This is a genomic window from Paenibacillus sp. FSL K6-0108 (assembly GCF_045040695.1).
Classification (GTDB): domain Bacteria; phylum Bacillota; class Bacilli; order Paenibacillales; family Paenibacillaceae; genus Paenibacillus; species Paenibacillus pabuli_B.
Genome location: NZ_CP150288.1, coordinates 5,265,454 through 5,284,820 on the forward strand (window position 1 = coordinate 5,265,454; position 19,367 = coordinate 5,284,820).

General features: G+C 47.2%; 19 protein-coding genes. 2 read left to right on the top strand and 17 right to left on the bottom strand.

Annotation, left to right across the window (positions count from 1 at the left end):
* Positions 1 to 6 precede the first annotated feature (6 nt).
* The 4 genes from ptsP to aroA all read right to left on the bottom strand — a co-directional run bounded on the left by ptsP (position 7) and on the right by aroA (position 5,639).
* On the bottom strand, positions 7 to 1,767 hold the full coding sequence (gene ptsP, locus MHB49_RS23930; RefSeq protein ID WP_405153256.1) for a phosphoenolpyruvate--protein phosphotransferase: 1,761 nt from the start codon (positions 1,765 to 1,767) through the stop codon (positions 7 to 9).
* Positions 1,764 to 3,644 (bottom strand): glucose PTS transporter subunit IIA, encoded by a 1,881-nt coding sequence (locus tag MHB49_RS23935; protein WP_405153257.1) that lies wholly within the window; start codon positions 3,642 to 3,644, stop codon positions 1,764 to 1,766. The genes ptsP and MHB49_RS23935 overlap by 4 nt, the downstream gene beginning before the upstream one ends.
* A 154-nt stretch (positions 3,645 to 3,798) precedes the next feature.
* Positions 3,799 to 4,233: a CoA-binding protein gene (locus MHB49_RS23940; RefSeq protein ID WP_247898446.1), complete on the bottom strand. Its 435-nt coding sequence runs from the start codon at positions 4,231 to 4,233 to the stop codon at positions 3,799 to 3,801.
* Positions 4,234 to 4,343: 110 nt separating this feature from the next.
* The gene (aroA, locus tag MHB49_RS23945; RefSeq protein ID WP_405153258.1) at positions 4,344 to 5,639 is read right to left on the bottom strand and encodes a 3-phosphoshikimate 1-carboxyvinyltransferase; all 1,296 of its coding nucleotides are present in this window, start codon (positions 5,637 to 5,639) and stop codon (positions 4,344 to 4,346) included.
* 164 nt (positions 5,640 to 5,803) lie between these two features.
* On the opposite strand from aroA, the gene MHB49_RS23950 reads away from it, so the two are divergent.
* Positions 5,804 to 6,109, top strand: coding sequence for a rhodanese-like domain-containing protein (locus MHB49_RS23950; RefSeq protein WP_247898448.1), 306 nt, complete (start codon positions 5,804 to 5,806; stop codon positions 6,107 to 6,109).
* Positions 6,110 to 6,384: 275 nt separating this feature from the next.
* Here the strand turns inward: MHB49_RS23950 and MHB49_RS23955 are convergent, their stop codons facing one another.
* From MHB49_RS23955 to MHB49_RS23970, 4 genes are all read right to left on the bottom strand, one after another.
* Complete coding sequence (locus tag MHB49_RS23955; protein WP_405153259.1) at positions 6,385 to 6,894, bottom strand: shikimate kinase; 510 nt, start codon at positions 6,892 to 6,894, stop codon at positions 6,385 to 6,387.
* A 515-nt stretch (positions 6,895 to 7,409) separates the two neighbouring features.
* Complete coding sequence (gndA, locus tag MHB49_RS23960; RefSeq protein ID WP_405153260.1) at positions 7,410 to 8,819, bottom strand: NADP-dependent phosphogluconate dehydrogenase; 1,410 nt, start codon at positions 8,817 to 8,819, stop codon at positions 7,410 to 7,412.
* Between the two features lie 171 nt (positions 8,820 to 8,990).
* Positions 8,991 to 9,590 carry a hypothetical protein gene (locus MHB49_RS23965; protein WP_247898451.1) on the bottom strand — a complete coding sequence of 200 codons (600 nt, stop codon included), beginning with the start codon at positions 9,588 to 9,590 and terminating at the stop codon, positions 8,991 to 8,993.
* A 488-nt stretch (positions 9,591 to 10,078) separates the two neighbouring features.
* On the bottom strand, positions 10,079 to 11,371 hold the full coding sequence (locus MHB49_RS23970; RefSeq protein ID WP_405153261.1) for an MFS transporter: 1,293 nt from the start codon (positions 11,369 to 11,371) through the stop codon (positions 10,079 to 10,081).
* Between the two features lie 294 nt (positions 11,372 to 11,665).
* Here MHB49_RS23970 and MHB49_RS23975 point away from each other — a divergent pair, with 294 nt between their 5' ends.
* Positions 11,666 to 13,141 carry an aminotransferase class I/II-fold pyridoxal phosphate-dependent enzyme gene (locus tag MHB49_RS23975; RefSeq protein WP_405157228.1) on the top strand — a complete coding sequence of 492 codons (1,476 nt, stop codon included), beginning with the start codon at positions 11,666 to 11,668 and terminating at the stop codon, positions 13,139 to 13,141.
* A gap of 241 nt (positions 13,142 to 13,382) precedes the next feature.
* Here MHB49_RS23975 and MHB49_RS23980 read toward each other — a convergent pair whose 3' ends face one another.
* The 9 genes from MHB49_RS23980 to MHB49_RS24020 form a co-directional block, all read right to left on the bottom strand.
* On the bottom strand, positions 13,383 to 13,700 hold the full coding sequence (locus MHB49_RS23980) for a DUF1292 domain-containing protein (protein ID WP_063565566.1): 318 nt from the start codon (positions 13,698 to 13,700) through the stop codon (positions 13,383 to 13,385).
* A 97-nt stretch (positions 13,701 to 13,797) separates the two neighbouring features.
* Positions 13,798 to 14,352, bottom strand: a complete 555-nt coding sequence (locus MHB49_RS23985) for a copper amine oxidase (RefSeq protein ID WP_405153262.1) — start codon at positions 14,350 to 14,352, stop codon at positions 13,798 to 13,800.
* Between the two features lie 228 nt (positions 14,353 to 14,580).
* Entirely contained in the window at positions 14,581 to 14,778 is a 198-nt protein-coding gene (locus MHB49_RS23990) for a hypothetical protein (protein ID WP_405153263.1), read from the bottom strand.
* Between the two features lie 100 nt (positions 14,779 to 14,878).
* Entirely contained in the window at positions 14,879 to 15,619 is a 741-nt protein-coding gene (locus MHB49_RS23995) for an SDR family oxidoreductase (RefSeq protein ID WP_405153264.1), read from the bottom strand.
* Between the two features lie 18 nt (positions 15,620 to 15,637).
* Positions 15,638 to 16,240 (bottom strand): TetR/AcrR family transcriptional regulator, encoded by a 603-nt coding sequence (locus MHB49_RS24000; protein WP_405153265.1) that lies wholly within the window; start codon positions 16,238 to 16,240, stop codon positions 15,638 to 15,640.
* Between the two features lie 183 nt (positions 16,241 to 16,423).
* Positions 16,424 to 16,603, bottom strand: a complete 180-nt coding sequence (locus MHB49_RS24005; RefSeq protein WP_247898457.1) for a hypothetical protein — start codon at positions 16,601 to 16,603, stop codon at positions 16,424 to 16,426.
* An 86-nt stretch (positions 16,604 to 16,689) separates the two neighbouring features.
* Positions 16,690 to 17,250 (bottom strand): YdhK family protein, encoded by a 561-nt coding sequence (locus MHB49_RS24010; RefSeq protein ID WP_405153266.1) that lies wholly within the window; start codon positions 17,248 to 17,250, stop codon positions 16,690 to 16,692.
* A gap of 234 nt (positions 17,251 to 17,484) precedes the next feature.
* Positions 17,485 to 17,904 carry an organic hydroperoxide resistance protein gene (locus MHB49_RS24015; RefSeq protein WP_247898459.1) on the bottom strand — a complete coding sequence of 140 codons (420 nt, stop codon included), beginning with the start codon at positions 17,902 to 17,904 and terminating at the stop codon, positions 17,485 to 17,487.
* A gap of 222 nt (positions 17,905 to 18,126) precedes the next feature.
* The gene (locus tag MHB49_RS24020; protein ID WP_405153267.1) at positions 18,127 to 19,323 is read right to left on the bottom strand and encodes an NADH-dependent flavin oxidoreductase; all 1,197 of its coding nucleotides are present in this window, start codon (positions 19,321 to 19,323) and stop codon (positions 18,127 to 18,129) included.
* Between the last annotated feature and the right edge of the window lie 44 nt (positions 19,324 to 19,367).

A 19,367-nucleotide genomic window follows, 5' to 3' on the forward strand; every position in this document is an offset into this window, starting at 1 on the left:
ACCTACTCAAGATGCATTCGATCCACTCTGTTCATCCGGACTGCCCATTGAATCATTGAAAACCTGCAGACGCTGTTCGATCTCTGCACTTGTCCTCATGGTAAAGCAATCATGGGCCACCTCTTTGGCAGCAGCAGCCGTCGTATTCAATATCCTGTGCTTCACACGCAGCAAGGATTGTGGAGACATGCTCAAGTTGTTTATCCCCAGTTCAAGCCATAGCGGAACCGAGCGCTCGTCCCCGGCCATCTCCCCGCATACACTGACATCGATCCCTGCCGTATGAGCCGCATCCACGGTCGCACGCAGCATGCGCAGTACAGCAGGATGATACGGGTGGTACATGTGGGCAATTTGTTCATTCATTCGGTCTACAGCCAGTACATATTGAACCAGATCATTTGTACCGATACTGAAGAAATCAGCTTCTTCTGCAAGCAGATCGGCTATCATCACCGCTGCCGGAACCTCAATCATGATGCCCACCTGAATGTGCGGATCGTACGGCAATTCGCGCTCGTCCAGATCAGACATCGCTTCACGCAGAATTTCATTGGCCTCCTGAAGTTCTTCTACCGAAGAGATCATTGGGTACATAATCTTGACATTACCTGCAGCACTTGCCCGCAGAATGGCTGTAAGCTGTGTTTTGAACAGATCCTTGCGGTCCAGACTGATCCGAATCGCACGATATCCCAAGAACGGATTATCTTCTTCCGGAAGTTCGAAATAGTCGAGCTGCTTGTCACCACCAATATCCAGCGTACGAATAACTACAGACTGACCAGTAGTCTTCTCTGCAACAAGACGATAGACCTCATACTGTTCCTGCTCACCCGGGAACGTAGCCCGGTCCATGTACAGGAACTCTGTCCGGAACAGCCCCACGCCCTTCGCCCCATGTTTCAGCGCCATATCCAGCTCCTTGACGGAACTGATGTTAGAAGCCAGATGCAGAACGGAGCCGTCTTTGGTAACGGCATCCACCGTAGCAAGCACCTGCAACTGTTCTTTTTTCTTCAATTGTTTGCTGCGAATCATCGTGTAACGCTCAATCGTCTTGCGGTCCGGCTCTGTAAATACGATGCCGTTATCTCCGTCGACAACGAGCATATCTCCAGTCTCTACCGGCATGCCAAGACTCGCTTCCAAACCGGAAACGAGGGGAATACCAAGGGCCCGGGCCATAATAGCAGAGTGAGACGTTTTGCCTCCGATGAGGGTCACGATGCCCAGTACATGGCTTGGATTCAAATGCGCCAGTTGAGAGGGAGACAGCTCTTTAGCCACAAGGATATAAGGCTGTGTATCTGATGGAAGTGTAATTTCCGGTGCTCCCAGCAAATGTTTTAACAAACGGTTGCCCACGTCCTTGATGTCAATGGCCCGCTCCTTCATGTATTCATCATCAAGCAGATCAAACATGGTGACAAAATGATCAATTGCTTCTTTGACGGCTACTTCTGCCGCCTTGTACTGCCGTTCAATAATACCGCGGATTTCGTTCATGAATACGGGATCTTCCAGAATGGCCAGATGCGCATCAAAGATACTGGACTCTTCAGGACCAACCACTTCCTTGAACTCATTCTTGATATATTCAATCTCATCCTTCGATGTCCGTATGCCCTCGTACAGTCGTTCGAACTCTTGGGCCAGATCCACCGAATCCATCTTCTGATCCGGCAGATCCCATTCCCAACTGGGCAGGACAAATGCTTTGCCGATGGCTATGCCTGCAGCGCCGTTGATGCCTTGTATCTTCATTCTACCCCTCCAACGTTCCTGTCATAGAGCACCACGGACATAACGGATGCCTGACCTTTCTTCACTTGCTTAAATGGAGCGAAGCTCCATGATTTGACACGATCAGGATTCGTGATCACCATCGGTGTCGTCAGCGATGCCGCCTCGGCTCGCAACACAGCCAGATCAAACTTAATTAACAGCTGCCCCGGCTCCACCGTATCCCCTTCCTGAACAAAGGCTTCAAAGTGGCCTTTCAGTTGGGATGTGTCGATCCCGATATGCAGCAGGACCTCAAGTCCCTCCCGGGTTGAGATGCCGAGTGCGTGCATCGTTGGATACATGTGCATAATCGTTCCGTATACGGGCGAGACCAGCTCTCCCTTTTCCGGCACAAAGGCTACTCCATCACCCACAAGCTTGGCTGCAAAAATCTGATCCGGCACCTCTTCAATCGGCAGCATTTTGCCCTGCACCGGAGCACAGAACAGAACTTGTTGCAGATCCCGTTCAAGCAGCTTTGCAATCTCTTCCCGGATTAATTCCGAATAGGTACCAAATACCACTTGTACGTTACCGCCACCCAGCTTGATGAGCCCTGCAGACCCCATACTTTTCATTGCAGCTGTATCAATTAACCGATCATTATGCACGGTGAGTCGAAGTCTTGTAATGCAGGCCTCTACCTGCACAATGTTTTCTTTCCCGCCCAACGCTTCCAAAATGAGAGGAGCTTGATAAGGAATGTTACCTACCCAATCTTCCAGCACCGACCCCTCTTCGCGTCCTGGTGTTGGAATCTTGAACGTACGAATCGCCCATCTGAACAGGAAATAATAGACCAACCCATATAGTATGCCAATCGGTATGAGCTTCCACGCATTCTCCGATAGATGGAAATTGAGTATGTAGTCTATAATGCCAGCCGAATAGGAGAAACCATGGCGTATATCAAGCCAGTAACTGATCCACATCGCAAGTCCTGACATGACTGCATGCACGATGAACAGATAAGGAGCCGCAAATAAAAAGGCAAACTCAATCTGCTCCGATACCCCTGTCAGAAAGCAAACAAGTGCGGAAGTGAGAAATGTTTTTTTGATTTTCGGCTTCAGGTCTTCCCTTGCCTCCTGAATAATCGCAAAGGCGATGGCTGGAATCGCAAACATCATGATCGGGAATAACCCGGCCATAAAATACCCTGCTGTCGGATCGCCCGCAAAAAATCGCGGTAAATCCCCTTGTACAATATTGCCGTCTGCTGTCTCATACGTCCCCAGTTGGAACCAGAACACATTGTTCAGCAGATGGTGCAGTCCGAAGGCCACCAGCACTCTGTACAAAACCCCATATATAAACAGCCCAAAACCGCCGAGACTGTATTCCCAAGTAGCGATGGCGTTCAATGCATGCTGCAGAATAGGTGCGATCCATAACATAAAGAAGGAGAACAGTGCTGAGCACAGCCCAACGATAAGCAAGACAAACCTGGAACCACCAAAAAACTGTAAGATTTCTGGCAGTTTAATACTTTTGAAGCGATTATGCGTCAACCCGGCAAGTGCGCCGAGAATAATTCCGATTAAGGACGCAGGTTGAACGGTGCCATCCCCGAAATTGCGAGTTACCTGATCATATATCACAATACCCGCCAGCGCAGCTAGTCCTGCTTGTCCGGCCTGGTTGGAGAGTCCCAGCGCTACACCGACAGCGAACAAATACGGCAAAAAATAAAAAATACCGTGTCCGGCCACGGTAGACACTTCACCAACAACTTTCAATCCCCAGGTGTCCCAGGGCAAACTGCCAACACTCAGCAAAATTGCGGCGGCGGGCAGGACCATTGTAGGCAGCATTACCGCTCGTCCGAGCTGCTGCAAGGATCCGAGCCAATTCATGGCGACCTCTCCTTTCTATCCTAGATGGTAAGCTTTACGCAACGTTTTGTCAAAGCAAAACAGTAACCTATTGGTAATTTATTCTATACCCAAATTTCACAACAGAAAAAAACCCGTCAACACGAGGTTAACGGGATTTTTTAGTGATTGAGATTTAACCGCGTCCAGCACCGCGCAGAACGATGGAATCCTCTACCTTGATACAACGATTCGTTACCGCTGTCATGCCGTTCTCAGCAGCAATCTGTACGGCTTCATCGCTGTGGATACCAAGCTGAAGCCACAATACATTTGCTTTGATTGCCGCAGCTTCGCGAGCGACATCCGCGCAAAATTCATCGCGGCGGAATACATTCACAATATCTACCGGCTCAGGTATATCTGCAAGGGTCGCATATACCGTCTCCCCGAGAATCTCACCTTGTACCAGCGGATTTACCGGGATGATGCGATAACCTCTGCTTTGCATGGCTTCCGCTACCATATAGGAAGTGCGATCTGATTTGTCCGATAAGCCGACGACTGCGATGTTGCCTGCCTTGCGTAAAAGTTGTCCAATTTCTTCACGAGTAGGGTTGTTAAATTCCATGTTCAAGCACCATCCTTTTCTGCTTAAAGTGCGTGTTCAAAAAGACCGATGTCTCCAGGCATCCTTCGTAATCAAAAGCGGTTTTTTGAACAACTGCTTAACGTGTTATTTTACTCTTTTACCCATTGAACCGAGGCGCCAAGCGCCTGCAAATGATCGAAATATTGAGGATAAGACTTGGCTACATGGTGTGCATCCCGAATCCGAAGCGGTTCTTTGGCACGCAGACCAACAACGGTCAATGCCATAATTACGCGATGATCGTAGTGAGCGTTAATCTCAACGCCGCCTTCGACGCCTTCCGGACGACCATGTACGATAATCTCGGCTTGGCGTTCCTCGACGTTGGCTCCTGCCTTCCGCAGTTCGTTCAAATAATCCGTAATTCGGTCACATTCCTTGTAACGTAAGTTCTCTACATTATAAAACCGTGAGGTGCCTTCCGCAAACACAGCTGCCGCTACCATCGCCAAAACCGCGTCTGTCGCGGCATCTCCGTCGAATTCCACCGCTTTCAATCTACCGTTACCTTGAACATGTACCACATCGTTCTCATGCGTCAGCGGCACTTCCATCATACGCAGAACGTCAACAATGGCACGCTCACCTTGTTTGCTCTGTTCCATCAATCGCAAAATTTTAACATCCGATTGGGTGACAGCCGCGGCCGCGAGGACAGCTGCTGAACCTGGATAGTCCCCTTGAACCGTATATGTTTGTGGTTTATAGGCTTGGCCGCCAGGTACGCGGAAGGACATGTAATCATCACTCGCATGAATGACGATACCCGCCTGTTCCAGTACTTCCAGCGTCTGACCAATAACCACTTTGGATTTCAAGTCATTTAATACTTCAATTGTGCTGTCTTCGGCCAAAAGAGGAGTTACAAACAGCAACGCGCTCAAATACTGGGAGCTGACCGAACCGGATACACGGATATGTCCACCCTTGGCCTGACCCCCTTTGATTGTAATTGGCAAGCGACCTTGTTCGTGCTGCACCTCAACACCGAGCTGACCCAGCGCATCGATCAGGTCATCATGTGGGCGTTTGCCAAGAGAATCCGGGTACGTATTTACAAACGTAACCTCTGGACAAAGTGCCGTTACCCCCATCAGGAAACGAAGCACTGCACCTGCATTACCTACATTCAATTCACGCACATCACGCGGATGGCTGCCGAAGCCTTGGATAACGATTTTGCTATCATCTTCTTCAAGCACCGCTCCAAGATCACGGATACATCTGCGCATAGCGTCACTATCTTCACTGTGGGCCGGGTAATGGATTGTACTCGTGCCTTCTGCAAGCGCAGCAGCAAGCAAATAGCGTGTGGTGTAGTTTTTAGAAGACAAAGCTCCAATTTCCCCGTTCAGGGATGGGGTTGGTTTAACAATAACGTCCATAGTTGAAATTCTCCTTCATTGATTATAATGTGCTTCGTTAGATGTTCCTGTTGCGTATCTGGTACAGAACACATGCGGTGATGCTGTACTGCCAAATTGACATTCCATACATCGCTTGGGTATCATTATAGGCGTTAAGTCCATACAGAAAAGAGGACCTGAATATGACACAAATTGCTGAAATTGAACCTTCTGAGCTGCGCCGCCGTTTGCAGGCGGGAGAGAAGCTGCAGATGATAGACGTCCGTGAGGACGAAGAAGTCGCCCAAGGCATGATCGAGGGAGCCAAACACATCCCGCTTGGACAGATTCCGGACAGACTGTCCGAAATTCAAAAGTCCGGTGAGATTATTCTGATCTGCCGCAGTGGATACCGCAGCGAGCGTGCCTGTGAGTATTTGCAGCAGCTCGGATATGATGGCTGTACCAATATGGTTGGCGGCATGCTGCAATGGCAGCAGGAAGACTAAAAAGCATCAGGATCGGGATAAAAGGTTAGGAGAGTTTGCAGGTAGCTGTTCTCAATAACCACTGTGCGTCCCGATCCCTTACAGTCAGTCAAACGGGCCAATCGGCCCGTTTTTCATATCCATCTACCACGATCCATAGCCACATTCACGACTTTAAATTATTGGGCATATCTTCTTCCGTATGCAAAATGTCTCCCATTCCATGCATCGTCCTGCACCCATGTGTACAGTCTATCCATACACTTCAACTGAAAAGAAATGAAATAATTACAAGCTTAGACGCGGTAATGCGCTAAAATTAAACGAGTCACTTCAGAAGCGGATAACTCCGTTGTATCCACTGTGTAATGCGCAAACCGGTATGCGTCCTTACGTTCCTCCATAATGGTCTGAATGCGTTCCTCGGCATTGCCTGCCAAAAGCGGACGGTTATCACAACTGCTGACGCGTTCTACGATCACTGCCGGATCAGCAGTCAGGGCAACGACCCATCCGTTCTTCGACATAACATCACAGTTGTCGGAACGCAGAACTACACCGCCTCCGGTTGCAATTACCTGCGCCTTTTTCTCCAGGACCGAACACAGCATGCGGCTCTCGGCATCGCGGAAATACGTCTCTCCCTTGCCTGTGAACAACTCAGGAATCGTACATCCTTCCTCTTTCTCCACCGCGGCGTCCACATCAATCAGTCGGTAACCCAGCTCGCGTGCGAGCATGTCAGCCACGGTTGATTTGCCAGTTCCCATCATGCCGATGAGAATAATATTGTTAGACTTGCTCAAGGTGTACACTCCTTTAATTCAAGCAATTCGTGAGCACTTTTGTCCTATCATAACACAGCCCTTCGGACTGGGGAAGGCCATAGTGGCCGACTTCCATTATAAGCATCCACAAGCACTTCCCGAGCATATCGAAGCATGTCCATGAACTCCCAACGATATTAACGAACTCAGATCAGCTTATTTTTTGAATTACAGCGATTATAAAATTCTACCGAATCTCAGGACACTTATTTCGCAAAAGCACCCTCAAAACAGCGCAATTTCGCTCCAATTGTTCTCGATAGGACCTTCTGAGTTCGTTAGAGATTAGAAAAGGCTCATATCCACGAAATAGAGCGTCTAAGATTCGTAAAGCGTAGGGACCAGCTCATACATACGATAAAAAAAGAGACCTGGAGCTCTCGGTATGAACCGACTCTCCAAGTCCCCTTTCCAAGCTTCAGTCCATGCCTTTCTTCCAGCCAAGGCCCCGAGGACACTTTAGCCAAATCTCACGGACTTGCGTATATACGCTACTATTCCATCCAGTTGTGGTGGAAGCTGCCTTCTTTGTCCAGACGTTTGAACGTATGAGCTCCGAAGTAGTCACGTTGTGCTTGCAGCAGGTTCGCAGGCAAACGCTCAGTACGGTAGCTATCGTAGTAGGACAATGCACTGGAGAATCCAGGAACCGGAACGCCTTGAGTTACGGCAGCAGCTACAACTTCACGCCACGCACCTTGGTATGATTCTACAATGTTTTGGAAGTATGGGTCCAGAAGCAGGTTTTTCAGTGCTGCATCCTTGTCATATGCTTCCTTGATGTTTTGCAGGAACTGCGAACGGATGATACAGCCACCACGGAAGATCATGGCGATGTTGCCGTATTTCAGATCCCAGCCGTACTCGTCGGAAGCTGCGCGCATTTGGGCAAAGCCTTGTGCGTAAGATACGATTTTACTTGCAAACAGCGCTTTGCGCACATTCTCGATGAACGCTTTTTTGTCGCCAGAGAATGCTTCAACCGCAGGTCCACTCAATATTTTGCTTGCCGCCACACGCTCGTCTTTCATTGCAGACAGGAAACGGGAGAATACGGATTCCGTAATCATGGACAAAGGTACACCCAGATCCAGTGCGCTTTGGCTTGTCCATTTGCCTGTTCCTTTTTGTCCGGCTGCATCCAGAATGACATCAACCATCGGTTTGCCTGTTTCCGGATCGTATTTGGAGAAAATGTCTGCCGTAATCTCGATCAGATAGCTGTCGAGTTCACCTTTGTTCCAGTCCGTGAAGATTTCGTGCAGTTCCTCTACAGAAACGTTCAATACGGATTTGAGCAGGTGGTACGCCTCACCGATCAATTGCATGTCCCCATACTCAATGCCGTTATGTACCATTTTTACATAGTGTCCGGCACCGTCTGGTCCGATATATGTACAACAAGGATCGTCACCGACTTTGGCCGAAATGGCTGTCAGGATCGGTTCAACCAGCTTGTACGCACTCTCTTGTCCACCTGGCATGATTGCCGGGCCTTTCAACGCGCCTTCTTCCCCACCCGATACGCCTGTACCGATGAAGCGAATGCCTTTGTCTTCCAGCTCTTTGCTGCGCCGTTGAGTGTCAGGGAAGTATGCGTTACCGCCATCAATAATGATGTCGCCCTCATCCAGATGAGGAAGCAGTTGTTCAATGGTTGCATCGGTTGCATAACCGGCTTGTACCATGATCAGGATTTTGCGCGGGGATTCCAGGGATGCCACAAACTCTTCAATGGAGAATGTGCCTGTCAGGTTTTTACCTTCGGCTTCTTTCAGAAGATCGTTGGTTTTCTCCGGGGAACGGTTAAATACCGATACCGTGAAACCTCTGCTTTCAATGTTAAGGGCCAAATTTTTGCCCATTACTGCAAGTCCAATGACACCGATCTGTTGTTTCGCCATCTGGTCCTCCATCCTTTGCTCCAATTAATTTTATTGAAATAAATTCTCAACAATACCCCCATTTTAACGGTTTTACGCATAGAAGTGAACCCCGGACCATGGTCGCACAGCGATAAAACACCCCAATTGCCTGAGGTGTTCATCGTATTTTCATAAATACAGCGTTATATTTCAGCCTTCCAGCATCAACATGTGTCCTGACAACCGCTTTAAGACTTCACGACAGGCATTTGCTTTCTCGGTATTATTCATCTGAATGGCGGCATGCAGACGCTCCAGTTCATCGTCCACCTCCATGCGCAGCAGCATGAGTCGCTCCTCGCCTTCGCGCGAGAGGAACATTTCTTCCATTTCTTCCGCCGTCGGCGCAGGTTCCTTTTGAAAAATAACACGCTGTTTGAACCCGGATACTTCAACGAGACGAATGACTTCTCCAAACAAAATGTTCTCCACGGTCATCTGCTGATCCTTAAATCGTTTCACAACGGCATGCCCGCGTGTATCCCCAATCAGCTTCTCCAACCATTCCGCAAGCTTTGCGTCCTTGATGATATAATCGCCCGTCATCTTGTAATTCCCACTGCGCGTCTGTTGAAAACGGAGCTTTACCAGTTTGCGACCGGTGCGGACTGACAGAATAAAAAAGGATTCGTCCTCGCTCCAATATAGTGAATACCCCTCACGAATAAGGTCTTTGATCAAATTTTGGATATGCCGACGGTTGAACCGCAGCTCCAGATTGCAATATTCAACTTCATAACTCTTATTCACGGCACTCCCTCCATCTGTACCGGAGATGCTCCGGTCCTCTTCTTCAATCGCTTCTACTCAATCGGCTTACCCTATTTTATACTTCATTTTATGTAAGGGTACTTGGTTATTTGACTATTTTTCACCGATTGATCCGGAGGATCGCAGCTTTCCGCAGATGCACAGGGGCAAGCCCCCGGTTTTAGTGAGATATAATGGACACACAGGCATGTTTGGTACACATGTTTTGGCCATTTTAGCCATCATCTTACGAAAGTCTTAACAAAACTGCAATCGCTGAAGAACTTGAAGCCAATTGAGGGAAGTACGCAGCATTCTGCCTGAACAGTACTAGTGTTTCATGAATCAACTGGCTTCTCACGGAACACTACATAAGACATGCAGGATTTAAATAGATACACCGTGCTACACAAAATAGGGAGCTCCACAACCTATACGGTTGTCGGAACCCCCTTTTCTTATAAATCATCTCACCAGATTTAATGGCATTATTTGGCAGGAACTGTACGATACGGTTTACGCGATAACACATAGTGCACAACGGCAAGTCCGCCCATAACGACAGCACTTCCGATAAATGGAGCCGGATGACTAATGTGATCCCACAGCAGTCCGGATACAATCGGCCCTACGACCATGCCTGATCCCTGAAGGGTCAAGAAGAACCCCCAGATCGCTCCGCGTTCTCCTTTGGGAATCAATGTGGCTACAAACGCATTCCAAGCCGGGAGAATCATCGCATAGCTAACGCCAACCAGCATGACGATGCCGAACACCACAGGAATGGACTTTATGGAAGAAAACGCAAACAGACTTGCTGCTGCCATCAAAAAACCGATGTTCAGGAACGGTGCCGTTCCAAACCGGTCTACCATTTTCCCTACAGGCAGCAGTGCAATGACCGTGATGCCACCCCCGGCTATCAGCAACAAGCTGTACAGGTTGGGCGAGATGTGCAGGTCTGTACGAGTGTATAGCGTAAGCACGGGACTGAGCAGGCCAATAACAAAGGACTGCATGAACAGTGCAGGATATACGAGCGGATTCACATTAAGGGTGCTGCGTACCCGATGCAATGTGCCCTGGACACTATTTTTGAGTCGGATGAACGGGGTAAGAATATTCGGTTTAGCCGGATATTTCGTATCTGCCCGCTTGGTCTCACTTTCCGCATGCTCTCCCTTAACAACGACACGTCCGGGTAGAATCAGGGCGACCAGAATGACTAGAATTGCAACACCCATCAACACCAGGAAAATGGTACGGTAATCGTGATGTGTCCGCTCCAGCAGCCAGTTCATGCCGATCGGCCCAAGTCCAGTCCCCCCAAGAGCCGCCATCTCCAGCGCGCCCATGGCTGTACCGTTCTTATTCTGCGGCCCTGACATCGCGGTCACGCCTGTCATGGCGCAAGGCCACAGGGGTGATGTACCCACTCCAAGAATGAGACAAGCCATAGCAAGTCCAAATGCACTTTTGAAGAATATAATCATGATTACAGCAACTAATGTACAAATTAGGGCCGTCACCATTGTGGCGCGGAACCCAATCCGTTCTGCAGCCCAGCCTGAGGGAGCCCGGAACAGATTATCTCCCAAATATTGAAGGGCGAAGGCCACACCGATCACGCCAGCGGACAAGCCCAGAATATTGTCCATATACACGGGCAAAATAGCGACCAGCAGGGCGCCTTTAATAATTTCAACTAGAAAAAGCGTTAGCCACATGGCGATAAAAAAAGGTGATCGCAGAATTTTGGCTGGTTTGGTATTGGTTTGCATTCTTTTTCCCCTTTCGATGCTCGCTTGCCCATCTCCTATCCTTACTGTAACCCTCGGGGATGTGTCCAAATCTCAGCAATTCGAAAAATTGTCAAGCAATACTGCTTGCATTCGGTTCTTAATTTGCTATACTCAAATTTGTTTGAGATTACAATATGATAAGTTTTCAGCGAAGCTGAACTAAATCCGTGATCGCAGGAAAAACATCCGCTATATGCGGTATGTCTTCATAGAATTTACGTCGAAAGACGTTTTTCTTACAAATTATAATGAGGAAAGGTTGTGACAGCACTGATGGATCACCGCCGTACGCCGCTGTTTACCGCTTTAAAAAATCACGCGGCACTCAATCCGGTGCAATTTCATATTCCGGGACATAAAAAAGGATTGGGAACGGATACCGAATTTCGTGAATTTATCGGCGATAATGCCCTCTCCATAGATTTGATTAACATCGCACCGCTGGATGATTTGCACCAGCCAACCGGTGTCATTGAGGAAGCGCAGATTCTGGCAGCCGATGCCTTCGGAGCCGATTATACCTATTTTAGTGTGCAAGGCACAAGCAGTGCCATCATGACCATGATTTTGTCCGTATGTGAACCGGGTGATAAGATTATTGTGCCCCGAAATGTGCATAAATCGGTCATGTCTGCCATCATTTTCTCGGGAGCGAAACCCGTGTTCGTCTCTCCAGCGCAGGATGCCAATCTAGGAATTGATCACGGTGTCACTACGGGCGCGATCCGACGTGCTCTTGAGCGTCATCCTGATGCCAAGGCATTGCTCGTCATTAACCCAACGTACTTCGGCGTATGTACCGATCTGAAAGAAATTGTTGAACTGGCGCATAGCTATCAAGTCCCCGTACTTGTGGATGAAGCGCATGGCGTACTCATTCATTTCCATGAAGATTTGCCACTCTCAGCTATGGCCGCCGGGGCCGATATGGCTGCAACAAGTGTACACAAGCTGGGTGGATCGATGACTCAGAGTTCTGTACTTAACCTGAACACGAAGAATGGATATGTCAATCCACAACGTGTGCAAACCATTTTGAGTATGTTGACTTCAACGTCGACTTCATACATCCTGCTGGCTTCGCTCGACACGTCGAGACGTAATCTGGCTCTGAATGGCCATCAGATGGCACAGAAAGCGATTGATCTGGCTGAGTTTGCAAGACGCTCCATTAATGATATGGACGGTCTGTATTGCTTCGGCAGAGAGCTGCTGGGCACTGAGGCTACCTTTAATTACGACCCAACCAAAGTAACCATTCATGTTCGCCACCTTGGAATTACAGGCTATGAAACGGAGAACTGGCTACGTGAGCATTACAAAATCGAGGTGGAGCTCAGTGATATGTATAATATTCTGTGCCTCATCACGCCGGGAGATACGGATGATTCCGTAGAAATCTTGCTGAGCGCCCTGCAGGATCTATCCCGTACGTATTATCAAGTGAATCCGGCCCATGAGTTGGTGGTCAAGGTTCCAGATGTGCCACAGCTGATGCTGACTCCACGTGATGCGTTCTATGGTGATACCGAAGTCATTCCTTTCAAGGAATCCGCGGGGCGGATTATTTCGGAATTCATCTACGTTTATCCTCCAGGGATTCCGATTCTGCTGCCAGGTGAGGTCATCACTCAGGAAAATATCGACTACATCATTGATCATGTTGAAGTTGGACTTCCTGTAAAAGGACCCGAAGACCGTAGCGTTACCAACGTGAAAGTCATCGTGGAAGCAGATGCCATTTTCTAGTACAGCCATTTCTTCATGAGGTTGATCGATCTCTAAGGGCCAAGCGGGATGCTTGGTCCTTTTTATTTTTTTCCCCACACAGACTTGTCCTGCCTTGGGCTTATGATCGCTGTACCGTTTGCATTTTTCCACCTATTTCACTGTCCCTATGACTAGAAAAAACAGCATATACACCTAATAAAAAGCAAACAAAAGGCCCCCTGTGATCAAGGAGCCTTCTTGCTTTATTCCAAAAGGATGACTATTCTTGGCTTGCAACGAGTTCGTTGTACGCCGCTTCAACACGGGTCCACTCTTCTTCGTCTTCAATATTGTAGAGCACCATTTCCTCGTCTTCTTCTTCCATACGCAGAATGATGCCGTCAGCTTCAGGATTGTTACGTTCCAGCAGGAGCGCATAAACATGCTTCTCCACGTCAAACGTCTCCACCAGAACCATCTCCACGTCATTTCCGTTCTCGTCTGTCAGTGTCAGAAGAACTTCTTCATGCTCGTGGTCGTGGTCGTGGTCTTGACCGCATCCGCAGGCATCGCCGTGTTCATGTGTGTGATCGCTCATTGATATACCTCGCTTTATAAATAGAAATTGTGTAACCTTGCATATCGTAACATGTTCAATGGTTCAGGTCAATTTAACCGACAAGGTTATTTTTGCTTCAATCGTTCAGCGCTGTAATGATTTTCTCGGCTGCCAGCACATAACTACTGTTTGCATTTTCTTTAATATAAAAACCGACTTGGTACTTGCCAGCCCGGCTGAAATCATACGTAAAATCGTACGTTCGGAACCAGAAGTTATCCTTCTGTGTCTTAAGCTCCTGGGACTGAATATCCTTAACCTCACCACTAGGGTTGGTAATTGTCACCTTCACGGCAGCTATATCCGTTGTCAAACTATCGACTTGTGAGAACACATTAAATTTCAACTTACCCACGTTCACGTTGCCAAACACGGTATCTCCCTTGAAGAGAAAAATATGTACATTCGGTTTGATAACCGTTACTCTCTTGTTTGTGCTATCCCATCTGGCGATTCCGCCCGCTTCCCTTACAGGTACATAGGTCGTTCCGTCAATCAGATAACCACCGTCAGCTGCTTCCTTGCCGTTTATGAGAACCCGAATCTTCTCGTTCACTGAATCTGCAAACAATAAAGACCCGCCGAGCAAGGAGAATACCGTGACACACAGCAAAATTCTTTTCCATTTCATTCCGTCAATATTCCCTCCCCTGCTGCTAGCTGTTGTACATTTATACTGCAGACTCATCCACAAAGTTGCGCCGTTTTTCATCATTTTTCATTTTTTATCCAAAATATTTTCCACCCCTTGGAACAATCAAAAAGAGGCGTTCCCTGTTAAAGGACGCCCCTATAGTATAGTTGTTGGCAATGCGTAATTATACGAATTTCTTGTGGATCAATTTTATTATGCTGCTGACTACGAGGTATGACGAGTCAATATACAAGGTACGCCCTTGCCTACAGCTCCATCCGTTCGCATCCGTGCTGCATAATCCATTCCTCGCGTACAGGGCGTCTTGCAGCGCTCACATACATCCGAAGTAACCAACTTCATGGATACACGAAGTTTGTCACTCTTTAACACGGGAGCCTTTTTTCCTTTTGGTTTTGCCATCCCGGATTCCCCATTTCTCCATTTGCTTGCTGATGTAATGCATCATATGGGGATTCGCCCGGTTGTGTGTCAAAAGGAATAAACTTCGCTCATGATATCGTTAAATGAAACCGCCGTTTGCACGCAGCGTCTGTCCTGTAACCCATTGCGACTCTGCACTGACAAGGAAAGAGATTACATTGGCAATGTCCTCCGGCTCACCCAGACGACCAAATGCATTCATTTTACGCAGCCCTTCGAGCTGTTGCTCCGTCTTTCCGACCGAAAACAATTCGGTATTCACCGGACCTGGTGCAACGGCATTAATGGTGATTTTTCTGGAGCCAAATTCCTTCGCAAGCTGACGGGTGATCTGTTCAACTGCACCTTTGGTACCTGCGTACACGCTGTATCCCGGAAACATCTGTCCAGTTACGGAAGTGGAGAAGTTAACGATTCGGCCCTGATCCTCCATGTGTTTCAATGCTTGCTGACAAGCAAAAAATGTACCTTTCACATTGATGGCAAACTGCTGATCGAATTCTTCCTCAGTCACATCTGCCAAAGGCGTTGTCTTCATAATGCCAGCATTGTTGACTAGAATATCGACTTTTCCAAGCTGGCTTATCGTTTCGGAAAATAAACGCTCCACATCTTCCTTCCGGGCAAGGTCAGCCTGAACAGTAATGGCACGCACTCCTTTTTGGCGAGCAACATTTGCCACTTGCTCTGCTTTGTCAGGACTGTTCGCGTAGTTAATGACAACATCCGCGCCCAAATCAGCGAGCTGCTCTGCAATAGCACGTCCGATCCCCCGGGATGAGCCTGTTACAATGGCTACTTTACCTGTTAGCTTTTTCATTTACGATTACTCCCTCTCTTATTCCAAATGTAATAATCCCTTTTCGATCAACAACCACACCTGTGCAAATTCCGCATCAATTGAAGGGCTTTGCCATTCATAGGCGTGTGCCGGATGATGAAAACGAGCTGTAGCTTGAAGGATCCCTTTTGCAACTACATCCGGGTTGTTAAATTGGAACTGGTTTTCCTGCTGGATAATCTCACTCAAATGACGTACAAGATGTTGCACATGCTTCTCGATAATATCTGCGGATTCCTGTGTTACCCTTGCGTACATCTCAAATAACCCAGCATCGGATTCGGCATAGTAACGCTTACGAGCAATTAAAGCTTCAATATATACTTTCAGATGACGTGTTCCCTCTCCGGTATAACTCCGATCCTTAGTTATTGTCGTCAAAGGGGCGATGATCTCATCTTCTAGCCATTGTGCAGTCACGCCTTCAAGCAATTCTTTCTTGCTTTTATAGTGTCTGTAAATGGTGCCGTGACTGACCCCGAGCAATTTGGCAACATCCGTGACCGAAGTTTTAGCGACGCCGAAGCGCCGGAGCGTTTCCTGCGTTGCTGCAATAATTTGTTCCTTGGTTAAAAAGTCAGCACTTTTGTCCTTTTCCATATCAATAAGATGGCCGCACCATCCTCAAGTCACCTCCGTTGAGTTTAGATTAACACATCAAATAACAAATGACAAATATTTATTTTTGTCATTTGTTATCCTGTGAAGTTTTCTATTTACGAGCGTAAAAAAAGAGCCACTTTAAATATGGCCCTTATCTAAAGTATTAATATTTTTCTTTTTCTAGAAAACGAACTTAAACAATACGAAGATCACTGCAAGTATCCCAGCGAGAATTAGCCAGTTGCTGATTTCCCACCAAATGCTTTTTCCTCCGGCTAAAAGCTGTTGTTCATTTTCTTCATGGCGCTGTTTGTGTGTATGTGTTTCGGAAGCATGGGGCGGCTTGCTGAAGTCCATCATATACATTCCCCTTTCAAGCAACTTTAATCTTATTGTTCCAGTATAACCCATAATTGAGTGAGAATTTGATTATTCTTTAAAAAGTATTATTGAATAGACAATTCTTCTTCTGTGACCCATTTATGATTCTTCACCGGATCTCCGCCTGTGGTCGGGGTGTAATCAACCATATATACCGTCGTTTGCTCAGCGGAGTCAATCGTTGCCTTAGCCCCTTTCATTCCTGGCATGTGGTCAGCGTTCAGCACAACCTCTGCTCCTGCTGCATATGGTTGATCCGTATGGTCCTGAATTTCCTCTTGGATGACCCACTTATGATTTTTCACAGTATCTCCTCCTGTGGTTGGTGTATACGAGACTGTATACGCTGTTGTCTCATAGGCTCCCACAATGGTCGCTTCTGCACCCTTCATTCCAGCCATATGGTCCGTACTCATCACGGCCTGGCTGCCCAAAGGATATGTTGGATTTTTCTTTTCCTGAAGCCCTTCCGGTAATTCTCCCGAATCCGAGTGGTGCATCTCTCCTGTGCTCGCTGTATGACTGTTACTACTGCTATTATCCTGCCCAGCATTTTTGCCACATCCACTTAACATCAGACTGCTCGTGATCACCGTAGTCAGCAATATCATTGCATACTTTTTCATGAGTTGCACTCCTTTGAACTTTCGTTTTCTACTCTTATAATATACCCCATATGGGTATATTTCAATCGTGCTTAATTTCTTATCTACTATTGGATATCGCTGAAGAAATAAAAACATATCAAAAAACCTCCGATTCCTCGGAGGCCTTCAGTATGTTGGACATTATTTTAGATACGTGCGTCAGACTTCAAAAGGAAGTCCAAACCAAAGCATTCAATCGCCCCAGCTCAAAGATTAGGCTATTTCCACGGTAACATTGACGTTTCCTTTAATACCTTTGGAATATGGGCAGTAATCATGTGCAAGTTTGACAAACTTTTGTGCTGTCTCCTCATCCAGACCCTCAATTTTAACTTCAAGTTCCACTTCCAGCTTCACACCATTATCCGTAGGGTCCGTCACAAGCATAACTGTAGCCGATACTGTGCTTCTCTCAATTTCGACGTTGTGTTTCTTCAACTGAAACTCCAGCGCTGAATTAAAACAAGCACTGTAGCCTGCTGCAAACAATTGCTCGGGATTCGTAGCTGTTGTTACTTTACCTCCCAGTTCAGGTGGGGCAGCGACATCGAGCATAAATACGTTATCCGGCGATTGCACAATTCCTTGACGTCCACCTGTATTAATAACTGTAGTTTCATATAATGTTTTCATGAGTATTGTCTCCTCTGTATGTTTAGATTTTATTTAGTAAAGATGATATCTCTTTTTGTTTTGCTAACAATTAGATTGTACACAATTTAATTGTGTTTGTAAATCATTATTATAAAATTAAAAAGCAACCACTCCCTCTTGTGATACAAGGAAATGGTCGCTCTAGATTAATAAATGTCTATTACTGATCAAAAAGTTCAATCTACCTAAAATAGTTTAGCTTTACATTTTCTTCTCAAAACCCTCCATCGGTGCTAGCGAATTCTGGTAGTCAGTCCCTTCCTGACTATCGGTAGTAAAGTGCATAACCTCCCGAAACGAACCTTCCAGATAAGTCTGCATTGCCAAAGGGATACGCAATTCGTCCATATCAGACGGAGAAATTTGGTAACGAATGCTACCAAGGTCACCTGCTTTTACCTTCTGTACCCATTTCGGATCGCGAATCAATTCCCGTCCGAGTGCAGCCAAAGTTGCCCCGGCGTTGATAACTTCTTCTGCGTCTTCCGGCCGCTCAATCGATCCAATACCGATCAGAGGTTTTTTGTGATCCAAAACCCGAACGAATTTAGTTAAGATCGGCTCCTTGTCATCGGGTTGGTTTAAAGAGGTTCGTTTGTAACTTCCCATCGACAGATGAATGTAATCAACCCGCGTGTCTGTCAGAGCCTGGGCAAAAGCCAAGGAGTCTTCGAGCTGGATGCCCGGCATATGAATTTCTTCGGGTGAAATCCGATAACCGAGGATAAAGGGTTTATCTGCATGGGCATCGATAACCGATGCAACCTCCTGAATGACTGCCAGCGGAAATCGCATACGATTTTCAAAACTGCCACCCCACTGATCGGACCGTTGATTGGAATTGACGGAGAAAAATTGCTGCAACAGATACGTATTGGCCCCGTGAAGCTCTACTCCGTCAAAACCAGCTTGTATGGCCCGCAAGGTTGCCCTGCCGAAGTCCTTAATAATGCTTTCGATTTCCTCAGGTGTTAATTCACGCGGCGTCTCCGAGCCGATTGGATGTGCGGCAGCGATTGCACTCGCACTGGTGGGTTGAACACCTCTTAGCGTTTTGGAGTTCGTTTTGCGTCCTGCATGAAAGATTTGCACAATGGCTTTCGTTCCGTCTTTCTGAATGGCCCTTGCAATTTTGGACAGTCCTTTGATTGTAGAATCACTTGCGATGGATAGCTCACCTTCGAAGCCTTTTCCCCCTTCAGTTACGTATGCAACACCCGTAATGATCATACCAGGGCCACCAGCCCGTTCGGCATAATAATCGACTTCATCATTGGTAATTGAACCATCAAAGAAACTGGACATCGTTGTCATCGGCGCCATAACCACTCTATTTTTTAGCGTAAAACCATTCGCAAATGTATAAGGCTGCAAGAAATTACGATTACTATTTCCCATATATATTCTCTCCCTTTTTTATTAGGCTTGTTCGCCCTTGTCTC